This is a genomic window from Flavobacterium aciduliphilum (assembly GCF_003268855.1).
In the GTDB taxonomy this organism is placed as follows: Bacteria; Bacteroidota; Bacteroidia; order Flavobacteriales; family Flavobacteriaceae; genus Flavobacterium; species Flavobacterium aciduliphilum.
This window is the reverse complement of the sequence record NZ_QLSZ01000007.1, coordinates 105,681-119,746: the sequence shown is the minus strand read 5'-3', so window position 1 is coordinate 119,746 and position 14,066 is coordinate 105,681. Positions and strand designations below refer to the sequence as shown.

Here is a 14,066-nt window from a genome sequence, read left to right as displayed (position 1 = left end):
TATTTATTTCTTAAAATTTACTTATTTCGTAGAAAAACGAAATTTAGTACTTTTTATTGCCTTATTCTACTATTATTAATATATACAAACAATTAATCATAAAATTAAAAAGCTAATCTCAGTTTATGATTACAAAATATTCTTTCTCTGTGCCTTCCACCATCGCTCGGGAATTTCCTGATTACATGCCGCTAAATAATCCTCATGTGAACATGGTAATAACGTATTCTTTTTTAATTTATTGCTTGCGCTTGAAAAAAAAGGAATTTCTATCCACCATCGATCTGTTTTATCACTTTTAAAGAAAACAATATCTTCCTCTTCAAAGGGCACTGTATACTTTGTATAATTTTCTTTACTTCCAAAAGGATACTCATTGGAACGATAATGCACTCCTTCTATAAAATACCAAACCATTTGTGACAACAAAACAGCCTCTTCCTCGGTTGCTGTTTGATTAAAAATTCCAAAACATGATACTTTATCACTAATTCCTGCATAGCGTGAAAGTGCACAAATCTCTTTACCATTAAATCCATTAGGTTGAAAATCGATTTTTTTTCCTGAATCTGATGATTTCACCGCATTAATATCTAAACTAACCAAATCAGCATCTCTAAATACGGGCTCGGCAATAGCTAATGAATTACACACTTCACCTAATCGGTAGGCATCGAAATACAATTTCTCTATTAAATCAATTTCCTCTTGAGAATTATAATAGGTTTGATATCCGATGTTACTAAAATTAAACAAATTATTAGGCTCGTCTAAAATTATTTTAGACAAATAGGATTCACTAGAAACCGCATCGCTTTGTTTTCCAAAGTCAAATTTAGCGTCTATAGAAACCAAATTTACCATCTGTTCTAAAACATCATAACTCCTATATAATGCATAGGTAATGTCTTGTGTTCCTCCTATAACAATAGGAATAACATTACTCTTTATGAGTTTTGACACCACTTTTTGAACGGCAAAATAGGTGTCTTCTTTTGAATTTCCTGGAACAATATCTCCAAGATCTGCTATGCCATGACTCCAATTTCCTGGAAAAAGGCTGTACATTTTTTTTCTAAAATCTGTCAAATCCACATCGGCTCCTGCACGATTTTCATCGCCTCTATTTTCCAACACTCCGAGTATTGCCATGCGCACTTGACTCATATCTGGAAAATCATGTTCCGTATGAAAAACTACTTTATTAGCCAAATGTTGTGAAGACAGTCGCTTGATATCAATTATTAAATCCGTCTCTAAAGGGGTCAGAAAATCAAATTCCATGTACTATTTCTTTTTTGTGGACGTTTTTTTTGCTGGAGTCTTTTTTGCAGGAGCTTTCTTTTCAATCATTTCTTGAACTGCAACTAGAGTTAATGCTCCTGCATCTACATCTTTACTCAATTCAATTTTTATTTTCCCTTTTAAAATCACGCTACGTCCCCATCGGGCTTTTTCCACACGAATCCCTTCAGCTTGCCAATTGTGAATTACTTTATCAACTTCTTTTTGCTGCTTTTCCTCAATAAGTTCGTTGATATCTGTTTGCGACAAGCGATCGAAATCGTATTTTTTACTCACATTAATAAACATGCCATTCCATTTAATAAATGGTCCGAAACGTCCAACTCCTTTTTGAACGGGCATGTTTTCGTACATAGCTATAGGCGCATCGGCCTGGGTTTTTTCATCTATTAGTTTTTTGGCATCTTCCAACGATACATCGAGAGGTTCAACACCTTTAGGCAAGGAAATAAACTGTTTACCAAAACGCACATAGGGCCCAAAACGTCCGTTATTTACCTCAATCGATTCGCCTTGATAAGTTCCTAACTGTTTTGGAAGTAAAAATAAATCCAACACTTCTTCTAGCGAAATATTTCCAATATTTTGATCTTGACGTAAACTTGCAAATTGCTTGTCCTCATCCTCTGCGTCTCCTATTTGAGCCATAGGACCAAATTTACCCAAACGTACCGACACTTGTTTTCCAGAAACAGGATGTTTTCCTAAAATACGCTCACCACTTTCTCTGTCGGCATTCTTTTCAACATCCACTACATTTGGATGAAAATGAGAATAGAAATCATTCATCATTTTTGCCCAATCGACCGTACCTTCAGCAATTTCATCAAAATCCTGCTCAACCTTTGCTGTAAAATTATAGTCTAAAATTGTTTCAAAATTTTTCACTAAAAAATCATTCACAATAATTCCGATATCTGTTGGCACCAATTTTCCCTTATCTGAACCCGTGACTTCTGTTAAAACTTGCGTCTTAACTTCAGCCTCTTTTAGTGTGAGTTGGGTATATTTACGTTCAGTTCCTTCAAAACTTCCTTTTTCAACATAGGTTCTAACAATTATTGTAGAAATGGTTGGCGCATAGGTGGAAGGCCTTCCGATTCCTAATTCTTCTAATTTCTTAACCAATGAAGCTTCTGTATAACGACTAGGCGGTCTTGAAAAACGTTCCGTAGCTGTAATATAATTGGCTACTAGTTTCTCATTACTTTTTAAAGCAGGCAACATTCCTTCTTGTTCTTCTTCATCGTCATCATTCCCTTCAAGATATACTTTTAAAAAACCTTCAAATTTGATTACTTCACCTGTTGCTGTAAATAATTCTGAGTGTGTATTGCTTTCTATTTTAACATTTGTGCGTTCCAATTCGGCATCACTCATTTGTGAAGCCAACGTGCGTTTCCAAATGAGTTCATACAATCGGGCTTGGTCTCGTTCTAAAGGCACCGTATGTCGCGACATATCAGTAGGACGAATGGCTTCGTGCGCTTCTTGTGCTCCTTTTGATTTAGTATTGAAACTTCTTGGTTTAGAAAACTCTTTTCCGTAATAACTCGTGATTTCTGCTTGAGCTGCTGCCATCGCTTCTTGCGAAAGATTGACGCTGTCTGTTCTCATGTAGGTTATCAGTCCTGCCTCATACAAACGTTGTGCAATTTGCATAGTAATACCTACTGGCAAATATAATTTTCTAGCAGCTTCTTGTTGCAACGTAGACGTTGTAAATGGCGCTGCTGGTGATTTCTTAGTAGGCTTTGTTTCCAAATCACCTACCTTATAACTTGCTCCTATATTTTTATTTAGAAACGCTTCCACTTCTTTTTGAGTAGTAAAATTCTTGGGCAATTTGGCTTTGAATGTTTTTCCTGCTTCATTGGTGAACTCTGCACTCACACTGTAGGAAGCTTCTGCTTTGAAGTCTTGAATTTCACGTTCTCTTTCAACTATTAATCGAACAGAAACTGATTGAACACGACCTGCTGACAAACCTCCTTTTACTTTTTTCCAAAGAACGGGCGACAATTCGTATCCTACCAAACGGTCTAGTACCCTACGGGCTTGTTGGGCATTGACCAAATTATAGTCAATTCCTCTAGGATTTTCAATTGCTTTTTGAATCGCCGATTTGGTAATCTCATGAAAAACGATTCGTTTTGTTTTGTTTGGATTTAAGTTCAATTCCTCAGACAAATGCCAAGAAATGGCTTCTCCCTCACGATCCTCATCGGAAGCCAACCAAACCATTTCTGCACTTTTGGCTAATCCTTTCAACTTCGTCACCAACGCTTTTTTGTCGGGTGATACTTCATATTTAGGTTTGAATCCGTTGAGCACATCCACGCCAATTTCTTTGGAAGGCAAATCTGCAATATGTCCATAACTCGATTCTACTTGATAGTCAGAACCTAGAAATTTTTCAATAGTTTTTGCTTTAGCGGGTGACTCAACGATTACTAAATTTTTAGCCATAGGGTGATAATTTGTTCGCAAAAGTATAGGTTTTTTTTAAATTTTGAGATTTTGAAAATTATTTTAGCATTAAAATTCCCTTCGATTTAAAAAACAGTTCTTGTTGCCTAGTATTGAATTTTGCAAAAAAAATACAATCTAGCCCCGATTGAAGTGAAATTTTTTTTTGTAGAAGAGGAAACTCACACAACACCTCCAAACAAGAGTGACAAAAAAATTGTAACGAAAGCGGGAATATGGTTTTTAAAAATACCCAAGCGATTCGCTACATATAAAAAAGTATGTTAAACATTATCTGTCATCTTGTCAGTTTTCCTAATTTAGTATTATCTTTGCATTTGAAAAACAATATCTAAACAGATCCTGAGATAATTTCAGCATACATGGAAAAGGAAATAAACGAAGAAAAACAAGGAACAAGTCTTGTACTCGAGCAAAAAGCAGAAAATTCTAAAAAGTTATTTATTGAAAGTTATGGTTGTGCCATGAACTTTTCAGACAGTGAAATTGTAGCTTCAATATTGACAGAACAAGGATACAATACGACTCAAAACTTGGAAGAAGCCGATTTGGTTTTGGTTAACACCTGTTCGATTAGAGATAAAGCCGAGCAAACCATTCGCAAGCGTTTGGAAAAATACAATGCAGTAAAACGCAGTATTAATCCGAGCATGAAAGTGGGCGTTTTGGGTTGTATGGCCGAGCGATTGAAAGACCAATTTTTAGAGCAAGAGAAAATTGTAGATATGGTGGTAGGTCCAGATGCTTATAAGGATTTACCCAATCTTTTGAAAGAAGTGGAAGAAGGTCGTGATGCCATCAATGTAATTCTGTCGAAAGAAGAAACCTATGGTGATGTAGCACCCGTTCGCTTGAACAGCAATGGTGTCAATGCTTTTGTTTCAATTACTCGCGGATGTGACAATATGTGTACGTTTTGCGTGGTGCCTTTTACGCGGGGTCGTGAACGCAGCCGAGAACCACAAAGTATTATGGAAGAAATTCAAGATTTATGGGCTAAAGGGTATAAAGAAGTATGTCTTTTGGGTCAGAATGTTGACAGTTACTTGTGGTATGGTGGTGGCTTGAAAAAAGACTTTGACAAAGCAACCGAGATGCAAAAAGCTACAGCGGTTGACTTTGCGCAACTATTAGAAATGTGCGCGATACACTTTCCGAAGATGCGTTTTCGCTTTTCGACATCCAATCCTCAGGACATGCACGAAGAAGTATTGCATGTTATTGCTAAATATCCAAATGTATGTAACTACATCCATCTACCCGTACAAAGTGGAAGTACAAGAATTTTAAAGGAAATGAACCGTCAACATACTCGTGAAGAATATATGGCTTTGATTGACAATATCAAACGTATTATTCCTGATTGTTCGATTTCTCAAGATATGATTGCTGGATTTCCAACTGAAACTGAAGAAGACCATCAAGACACGTTATCGTTGATGGAATATGTGGAATATGATTTTGGCTATATGTTTGCCTATTCAGAGCGTCCTGGTACATTGGCCGCCCGAAAAATGGATGACGATGTTCCCGAAGAGGTTAAGAAAAGTAGATTACAAGAGATCGTTGATTTACAGCAAAAGTTAAGTGAAAAAAGAACTGCTCGTTTTTTAGGCGAAACTGTTGAAGTGTTGATTGAAAAAGAATCAAAAAAATCCGATGCGCATTGGAGTGGTAGAATTTCTGAGAATGTCGTTACGGTGTTCCCAAAAGAAAATTATAAAGTTGGTGATTTCGTTTTGGTTAAAGTAACTGATTGCACCACGGCTACCTTAATTGGTGAAGCGGTTGGTTTTAGTGAGATGCAATCCAATTAATTAAAGCCACAAATTACATATGGAATCCGTTCAAAACATAAAACAACGATTTGAAATTATTGGAAATGATCCAAAACTCAATCGTGCCGTGGAGAAAGCCATTCAAGTAGCGCCTACTGATATTTCGGTATTGGTTGTAGGAGAAAGTGGTGTGGGAAAAGAAAGTATTCCAAAAATCATCCATTCGCTTTCGCATCGCAAACACGGCAAGTACATCGCTGTAAACTGTGGTGCTATTCCAGAAGGAACTATTGATAGTGAACTTTTTGGACACGAAAAAGGGTCTTTTACTGGAGCTACAGCTACCCGTGAAGGGTATTTTGAAGTAGCCAACGGAGGAACTATCTTTCTGGATGAAGTGGGCGAATTACCACTTACAACACAAGTTCGTTTACTACGTGTTTTGGAGAATGGTGAATTCATCAAAGTCGGTTCGTCTCAAGTACAAAAAACAAACGTACGCATTGTAGCAGCTACCAATGTTAATATGTTTGACGCCATAGAAAAAGGAAAATTCCGTGAAGACTTATACTATCGTTTGAGTACGGTTGAAATCGGGTTGCCTCCACTACGGGACCGAAAAGAGGACATTCATTTGTTGTTTAGAAAATTTGCCTCCGATTTTGCTCACAAATACAAAATGCCAGCTATCAAATTAGAAGATAATGCTATTGCATATTTATTAAATTATCGTTGGAGTGGAAACATTCGTCAATTACGCAATGTTGCTGAGCAAATTTCAGTTTTAGAAACCAAACGAGATATTTCTGCGCAAACGCTGTTTTCGTATTTGCCACAAGAAGGCAGTCAACTTCCGAGTGTTATAAAGGATAAAAAAAGTGACTCCGATTTTTCCACGGAACGGGATATTTTATACAAAGTGCTTTTCGACATGAAAAGCGATTTAAATGATTTGAAAAAGCTCACCTTAGAGTTGATGAAAAACGGAACTAAAGTTCAAGATATTAATCCAAGTTTGATTCAGAAAATCTATGGAAAACCCGAGGAAGAGTCGTTCTTTGAAGAAAAACCAAGAGTGGAAGTGATGCCCACGCACGCAACCGTCACTCATGAAAATTATATTGAGGAAGATGAAGACAACAATCAATATCTTTTTGCAGAAACCGTCGAAGAAGAAGAAACCCTAAGTTTGGAAGCCAAGGAAATCGAATTGATAAAAAAAGCTTTAGAACGCAATAAAGGGAAACGTAAAATTGCCGCCGAAGAACTCGGTATTTCCGAGAGAACCCTATATCGAAAAATAAAGCAATACGATTTATAAAGCACTTTATTTTAAAAAAACTATCTTTGGCTTTTAGAACGAATGAAAAAAATGAAGCATATTCTGTTAGTTGTAGTCGCACTTACTTTTTCAAGTTGCGGTTTTTATAATTTTACGGGAACAGGAAAAATTGATGCCAAGACGTTTCAAGTGAATTATTTTCACAACAATGCGCCTTTGGTACAACCGGGTATTGAACGTACGTTCACTTTGAAACTTCAGGAAATTCTTCAAAATCAAACCAATTTAAATTTGACGAATACCAATGGTGATTTAATGTATGAGGGAGAAATAACTGGTTATAACATCACCCCAATGGCAGCAACAGCAAGTCAAACTGCTGCACAAAACAGACTGACTATTACTATAAACGTACGATTTGTGAATCGAAAAGACGATAAGGAAAATTTTGAAAAGCCCTTTTCATTTTATTATGACTATGCAGGCGACCAACAACTTACAGGTGCCTCGTTGACTGCTGCTTTAGATGTAATTTTCGAGAGAATCACACAAGATATTTTCAATCAATCGCTAGCCAAATGGTAGTATGAATAGTTCCGATTACACCTATATCATCAATAAGCCAGACGCCTTAAACGAGCGACTCAGTAATGGATTGAAAAAAATAGTAGATGAATTTCCCTATTTTCAAAGCGCCAGAGTCTTGCGATTAAAACACTTGTATAATCAGGATAGTTTTAAATACAACTATGCTCTAAAAATTGCAGCTGCTTATACAACAGACCGAAGTGTTTTGTTTGATTTTATTACTGCCGACCATTTTAAAACCATTCAAAGTGGGTTATATGACCAAAAAATTGCAGAATTGCTCAACATCGATGTCATAGAAAGCGAAGAGGTAAAAATAGAGCGCAATGATGCAGATGCGTTACAACACTCTATAATGTTGTCTATTAAACAATCGAACCCTAAGGAAAAACTTGAAGAAAAGCTAGAATTGGGCAAACCCTTAGATTTCACAAAGACAGAAAAACATTCCTTTCAAGAATGGCTCCAACTTTCACGCCTAAAGCCCATTGAACGAGAAGAAAAAACATCAGAAGAAGAAGCGATTAAAAAGAAAAAACTGGCCATAATTGATAAATTTATCGAAACAAATCCAAAAATTTCACCCGTAAAAAAAGACACCTCTACTCCTATTTTGATTCCAGAAATTGAGGATAAGTCCTATTTAATGACGGAAACATTGGCAAAAGTTTATTTGGAACAAAAGAAATATTCGAAAGCAATTCAAGCTTATGAAATATTAATTTTGAAATATCCAGAAAAAAGTAGTTTCTTTGCAGACCGAATATCAGATATTAAAAATTTACAACAAAACAACAATAGTTAACAATGAGCACATTTACAATCTTTTTAGTATTAATCACCATCGTTTGTTTTTTACTAATCATCGTAGTAATGGTACAAAACCCAAAAGGAGGAGGATTATCATCATCAATTAGCGGATCGCAACAATTAGGAGGCGTTCAAAAAACCACAGACTTTTTAGACAAAAGCACATGGGTTTTAGGAGGCACTCTAATTGCATTGGTTTTGTTATCTAGTTTAAGTTTTACTGGAAGTTTAAACGACAATAAAAAAATCATTGACTCTTCGCAATCGGAAGCAAAGAAAACCGAAACGGCAGCGCCTAAAACGAGTAGCACTCCAGCAGCGCCAGCTTCTAAAACAGAAAAGAAATAATTTTCACAAAATAGTTTTAAGTCTCGAGAACCCCTCGAGACTTTTTTATTTCTGTCAAATTGTACTTGGTGTTCTGAAATTATGTCAGGCAAATTAGGTTGGCATAATTTCTGAATATGTGAAGCCGTCAAACAATTTATTAATATTAAAACATATCATTATGGCATTACACATTAAACCCCTTTCAGACCGCGTTATCGTGGAACCAGCGGCTGCGGAAACACAAACGGCCTCTGGGATTATTATTCCTGATACAGCTAAAGAAAAACCTCAAAGAGGAACTGTTGTTGCTGTAGGAAATGGAAAAAAAGATACTCCAATGACTGTCAAAGTTGGTGATGCAGTATTATACGGAAAATATGCTGGCACCGATTTAAAATTAGACGGTAAAGATTATTTAATAATGCGAGAAGATGACATTTTAGCAATCATCTAAAATGATTTTGATTTAAAAAAGTAAGTCTAAAATTTAAAACAAAAAAGAAATGGCAAAAGATATTAAATTTGATATTGAAGCAAGAGACGGATTAAAACGTGGTGTGGATGCATTAGCAAATGCAGTAAAAGTAACTCTAGGTCCAAAAGGAAGAAATGTAATTATTTCTAAATCATTTGGTGGCCCTACTGTAACTAAAGATGGTGTTTCTGTGGCAAAAGAAGTTGAATTGAAAGACGCTCTTGAAAATATGGGAGCGCAAATGGTTAAAGAAGTAGCTTCAAAAACAAATGATTTGGCTGGAGACGGAACAACAACTGCTACTGTTTTAGCACAAGCTATAGTTAAAGAAGGATTGAAAAATGTAGCCGCTGGAGCGAACCCAATGGATTTAAAACGAGGCATTGATAAAGCTGTAGAAGCTATCGTGGCCGATTTAGGTAAACAAGCTCAAGAAGTAGGTTCGTCTTCAGAAAAAATTAAGCAAGTCGCTTCTATTTCTGCTAATAATGACGAAGTGATTGGCGAATTAATCGCAACTGCGTTTGGAAAAGTGGGTAAAGAAGGTGTAATAACTGTTGAAGAAGCTAAAGGAACCGATACTTATGTAGACGTTGTAGAGGGTATGCAATTTGACAGAGGTTATTTATCTCCTTATTTTGTGACTAATCCAGAAAAAATGAATGTAGAATTAGACAATCCTTACATTCTTTTATACGACAAGAAAGTGTCTTCTCTCAAAGAATTACTTCCTGTTTTAGAACCAGTAGCACAATCTGGAAAACCATTATTAATTATTGCTGAAGATGTTGACGGTGAAGCGTTATCGACCTTAGTAGTTAACAAACTAAGAGGTGCCTTGAAAATTGCAGCTGTTAAAGCACCTGGATTTGGTGACCGAAGAAAAGCCATGTTAGAAGACATTGCTATATTAACTGGAGGAACAGTCATTGCAGAAGAAAGTGGCTATACTCTAGAAAATGCTTCTATTGAAATGCTTGGTACAGCAGAAAAAATCACAATTGACAAAGACAATACAACAATCGTTAATGGTGCAGGAAGTGCTGACTTAATTCAGAATAGAGTCAACCAAATAAAAAGTCAGATGGAGACTACTACTTCTGATTATGACAAAGAAAAATTGCAAGAACGTTTGGCTAAATTAGCTGGTGGTGTGGCAGTTCTTTATGTGGGTGCCGCTTCTGAAGTAGAAATGAAAGAGAAAAAAGACCGTGTTGACGATGCGTTACACGCCACTCGTGCCGCTGTTGAAGAAGGTATCGTTGCGGGAGGTGGAGTAGCCTTATTAAGAGCTAAAAACACTTTGGCAAAAGTAAAAGCTGACAATGCTGATGAGGCAACTGGTATTCAAATTGTCTCTCGTGCTATAGAATCACCTTTAAGAACTATTGTAGAAAATGCGGGATTAGAAGGGTCAGTTGTTGTAGCAAAAGTAGCTGAAGGAAAAGAAAACTTCGGGTATAATGCTAAAACAGATGAATATGTTGACATGTTGAAAGCAGGAATTATAGATCCTAAAAAAGTAACACGTGTCGCTCTTGAAAATGCAGCTTCTGTTTCAGGTATGATTCTTACTACAGAATGTGCTTTAATTGATATTAAAGAAGACAATCCTGCTGGTGGAATGCCAATGGGTGGTGGCATGCCTGGAATGATGTAATTTAAAGTACGACGTTAAAAGTATAACGTACGAACTAAAAAAATCCGCTTAATCACAATGATTGAGCGGATTTTGTTTTTAGGTTATTTCGAATTATTCGATATGTACTCTCTTCTTGAAAAGTTTCCATAACACAGGAACTGTTGTTACAGCGATTATTCCAAAAACGATAAACTCTATGTAGTGTTTTAAATCGATTCCAAATTCTATTTTAAACAATTCATACAAATAATGTCCTGCAAAAATCATGGTAAATGACCAAAGTATTGACCCTAAAACAGAGAAAAACATAAATCGTTTTCGATCCATATTTACTATTCCTGCTACAACCGGTGCAAAGGTTCTTACAATAGGTAGAAAACGCGCAAAAACGATGGCTTTTGAGCCGTATTTTTCAAAAAAATCTTTCGATTGAAACAAGTATTTTTTCTTAAAAAAGAAACTATCTTGTCTTTTATAAAGATACGAACCACTTTTTTTACCAACCCAATATCCAAAAACATTTCCTAAAATACCCATCAATGATATCAAGCTTGCCAGAATTGAAACATTTAAAAAATCACTTCCTGTTGAAAAATCTTTCAATAAAGACTCACTGTAAATTCCACAAAGAAACAACAAACTATCGCCTGGTAAGAAAAAACCGGCTAACAAACCCGTTTCGGCAAACACTATAAAAAGCACTACATATAATCCAATCTTAACTCCAGCAATTTCAAGTAGAATATAAAATTCTGGATTAAAAAGTTGTTTCCAATCAAAATGAGTCATAAAAACGATTCTAAAAAAATTAGTCCGTGAAATTAGGTATTATTTTGCGTATCTTACAACTATTTATTGTTTTTTTAGGAATTTTTAGAAAGTGAATCTTAACCTCGCTTCAAGAAAACAAAAAAGCTAGAACGTATTGCCCTAGCTTTTTAAGTGATTCTCTAGAATTTAATAATTTATTTGTGTCGTTCATATTGACAACAAGTATGTAGTTTTTCATAATCGGAATTGAGAGCTCTTACCTCTTGAGTATCATGACCTACTTTGGCAATGGCTTTTTCCACCTCGAGAAGTGTGGTTTTTTCTTCATTGAGAACCAATGCTAATTGATGAGTTTCATTATCCCACACCGCCCATTTTACGCCACTTACTGACAACGCTGCCTTCTCTATTCGTTTTTTACATAAGTCACAATTTCCGTTCACTTCAATACTGAACTTCGCATTCTTATTCTTTTTTTCTTGAGCTTGAATTGATAACGTTACCAAAGCTAGCATGATTCCTAAAAATATTGATTTCATTTTCCTATTTTATTAGTTAGTGTTTATTTTAATTTATATCTCAAGCCTGCGTAATACATTTTTCCAAAAATAGGTCCGTATACAATTGAGGTATCAAATGTAGACCCAAAAGGATTGTTTGCTCCCAAAATAGCTTGGTTTTGTCTGTAGTTTCCTATATTTTCTCCTCCTAAATAAAATTCGAAACTTTTGGAAAACCGTTTTGTAATTTGAGCATTGATTACTGAAAAAGCGGGCGAATTTTCAGAAAGTCTATCATTTACTGGATTGGATGCAGTATTGGGTAATTGTTGACTGCCGAGCCAATTATAGGTAAAATCGAATTTCCATTGCTTTCCTTTTTTGGTAAGCGGGGTGTCATATTCTACATTTACAAAAAAGCGTTGTTTGGCTTGCAGGGGTCTTTGAAAATTACCTGACAAATAAGACGTTCTTACATCGTAATATTTATAGGCTGTACGAAGTTGTAAACGTGTTCTAATTTCATAATTAAAATCGAATTGTACGCTATTCGCATAGGAAGACCCTTTTAAATTATAAAACAAAACCTCTTGTGGACTTTGCATAATATCAACCACGACTTGATTTTGAAAATCTGTACGATATACATCTAGTGTTACATCTGCTGGTTTATTGAAAAGTCTAAAACTTTGTGTAAAACTCAATCCGTAATTCCAAGCAATTTCAGGATTCAAACCATAAATTTTTCCTGAAGCATCTAATACAGAAAATTGTCTTGAACTACCGAATAAATTTTGATTTTCAGCATAAATATTAGCTGCTCGTTTTCCTCTTCCCGCTGAAAAACGAAACGTCCCTTTCTCCCACGGTTTGTATCGAACATGGAGTCTGGGAGTTGCAAAAAAACCAAGTCTGTTGTGTGAATCCACCCTTCCACCCAATACAAAACTCCATTTTTCTTGATTGTCAAAAGTATATTCAAAATAGGCTCCTATATCGGTATCGCGTCTTCCCAAATCTTCCTGATTGAAATTTTCAAGATACCGATCTGATGAAAAGGTCACCCCTGTTGCAAACTTATGATTCGTATTTGAAATTATAGAATTAAAAATCAGATTTGAATAGAAGCTTTGTTGGACAATATTGTACTGACGTAATCCAAAGTATGACTCTTGGTCATGGTTGCTAAATGCATTCTGAAAACCTATACTTTGATAAGGCATATCTTTAAATACATATCCCACTTTGGAGGTAACATCGATCCGATTCGTTTTAATTTCTGAACCCCAATAGGACGTTGAAAATTTATCTCTTTCAGGATTAAAATCTACTTGTCCCGCTTGTTTAGCATCATTCAACCATTTGATATTTATAAAACTAACCCAGCCTGTTTGAGGATTTACGTATTGCCAACGAGAGGTTAAATTCACTTGTTTGGCTAATGGATTGTCCAAATACCCATCGTGATTCATATCATATTTAAACCATCTAGAATTCCCATGCAAAAAAAGACTGGTGGACCATTGGTTTGATAATTTCTGATTAAAATGCGTATTAATCTCCGTTCTTGAATCGGAAGCTCCGTAAACATTAAGGAAAAAAGGAATATCCTTAATCGGTTTGATCAATTCCGTATTAATTTGCCCCGAAATACTCTCATATCCATTTACGACGCTACCGGCACCTTTTGTTATTTGTATGCTTTCTACCCAAGTCCCGGGTGTAAAAGACATCCCATAGGCTTGAGATGCCCCGCGAATAGAAGGAATATTTTCCTCTGTAATGAGAATATACGGAGAGGTAAGCCCCAACATTTTTATTTGTTTAGTTCCCGATATAGCATCAGAAAAATTAACATCAATTGAAGGGTTGGTTTCAAAACTTTCAGCTAGATTACAACAAGCCGCTTTAAGTAATTCTTTACTTGAGACCACAGAAGTATTGGAAGTGGTCGTCAATTTTCTTATTCCTTTTCGTGATGCAGTAACAACGACAGTATCTAGTATTTTTTGTGACATAGAAGATACTGAAAAGCATAACATCAGGAATAATGTTATTTTTTTCATATAAATGTAGTTTAAGTTTATAACGTGTT

Annotated in this window: 12 protein-coding genes; 7 read left to right on the top strand and 5 right to left on the bottom strand. The window is 35.7% G+C overall.

All coding sequences use genetic code 11. From position 1 onward, the window contains the following. Positions 1-129 precede the first annotated feature (129 nt). On the bottom strand, positions 130-1,284 hold the full coding sequence (locus CLV55_RS08920) for a formimidoylglutamase (protein ID WP_112113414.1): 1,155 nt from the start codon (positions 1,282-1,284) through the stop codon (positions 130-132). 3 nt (positions 1,285-1,287) lie between these two features. After that, positions 1,288-3,774, bottom strand: coding sequence for a type I DNA topoisomerase (topA, locus tag CLV55_RS08915; protein ID WP_112113413.1), 2,487 nt, complete (start codon positions 3,772-3,774; stop codon positions 1,288-1,290). A 383-nt stretch (positions 3,775-4,157) separates the two neighbouring features. Between topA and miaB the strand changes: the two genes are divergently transcribed. The 7 genes from miaB (at position 4,158) to groL (ending at position 10,718) form a co-directional block, all read left to right on the top strand. Beyond that, on the top strand, positions 4,158-5,612 hold the full coding sequence (gene miaB / locus CLV55_RS08910) for a tRNA (N6-isopentenyl adenosine(37)-C2)-methylthiotransferase MiaB (protein WP_112113412.1): 1,455 nt from the start codon (positions 4,158-4,160) through the stop codon (positions 5,610-5,612). Positions 5,613-5,631: 19 nt separating this feature from the next. After that, a complete protein-coding gene (locus tag CLV55_RS08905) occupies positions 5,632-6,894 on the top strand; it encodes a sigma-54 interaction domain-containing protein (RefSeq protein ID WP_112113411.1) in 1,263 nt (420 codons plus the stop codon). A 42-nt stretch (positions 6,895-6,936) separates the two neighbouring features. Continuing rightward, entirely contained in the window at positions 6,937-7,440 is a 504-nt protein-coding gene (locus tag CLV55_RS08900; RefSeq protein WP_112113409.1) for an LptE family protein, read from the top strand. A 1-nt stretch (position 7,441) separates the two neighbouring features. Further along, the gene (locus CLV55_RS08895; protein ID WP_112113407.1) at positions 7,442-8,248 is read left to right on the top strand and encodes a tetratricopeptide repeat protein; all 807 of its coding nucleotides are present in this window, start codon (positions 7,442-7,444) and stop codon (positions 8,246-8,248) included. A gap of 2 nt (positions 8,249-8,250) precedes the next feature. Beyond that, on the top strand, positions 8,251-8,601 hold the full coding sequence (gene secG / locus CLV55_RS08890) for a preprotein translocase subunit SecG (RefSeq protein ID WP_112113406.1): 351 nt from the start codon (positions 8,251-8,253) through the stop codon (positions 8,599-8,601). Between the two features lie 160 nt (positions 8,602-8,761). Continuing rightward, positions 8,762-9,037 (top strand): co-chaperone GroES, encoded by a 276-nt coding sequence (locus CLV55_RS08885; protein WP_112113404.1) that lies wholly within the window; start codon positions 8,762-8,764, stop codon positions 9,035-9,037. A 49-nt stretch (positions 9,038-9,086) separates the two neighbouring features. Continuing rightward, positions 9,087-10,718 (top strand): chaperonin GroEL, encoded by a 1,632-nt coding sequence (gene groL, locus CLV55_RS08880; RefSeq protein WP_112113403.1) that lies wholly within the window; start codon positions 9,087-9,089, stop codon positions 10,716-10,718. A gap of 93 nt (positions 10,719-10,811) precedes the next feature. Here the strand turns inward: groL and CLV55_RS08875 are convergent, their stop codons facing one another. The 3 genes from CLV55_RS08875 to CLV55_RS08865 all read right to left on the bottom strand — a co-directional run bounded on the left by CLV55_RS08875 (position 10,812) and on the right by CLV55_RS08865 (position 14,037). Next, positions 10,812-11,489 (bottom strand): DedA family protein, encoded by a 678-nt coding sequence (locus tag CLV55_RS08875; protein WP_112113402.1) that lies wholly within the window; start codon positions 11,487-11,489, stop codon positions 10,812-10,814. Between the two features lie 176 nt (positions 11,490-11,665). Next, the gene (locus CLV55_RS08870) at positions 11,666-12,010 is read right to left on the bottom strand and encodes a heavy-metal-associated domain-containing protein (RefSeq protein ID WP_112113400.1); all 345 of its coding nucleotides are present in this window, start codon (positions 12,008-12,010) and stop codon (positions 11,666-11,668) included. A 23-nt stretch (positions 12,011-12,033) separates the two neighbouring features. Next, positions 12,034-14,037, bottom strand: a complete 2,004-nt coding sequence (locus CLV55_RS08865; protein WP_112113399.1) for a TonB-dependent receptor plug domain-containing protein — start codon at positions 14,035-14,037, stop codon at positions 12,034-12,036. Positions 14,038-14,066: the final 29 nt, after the last annotated feature.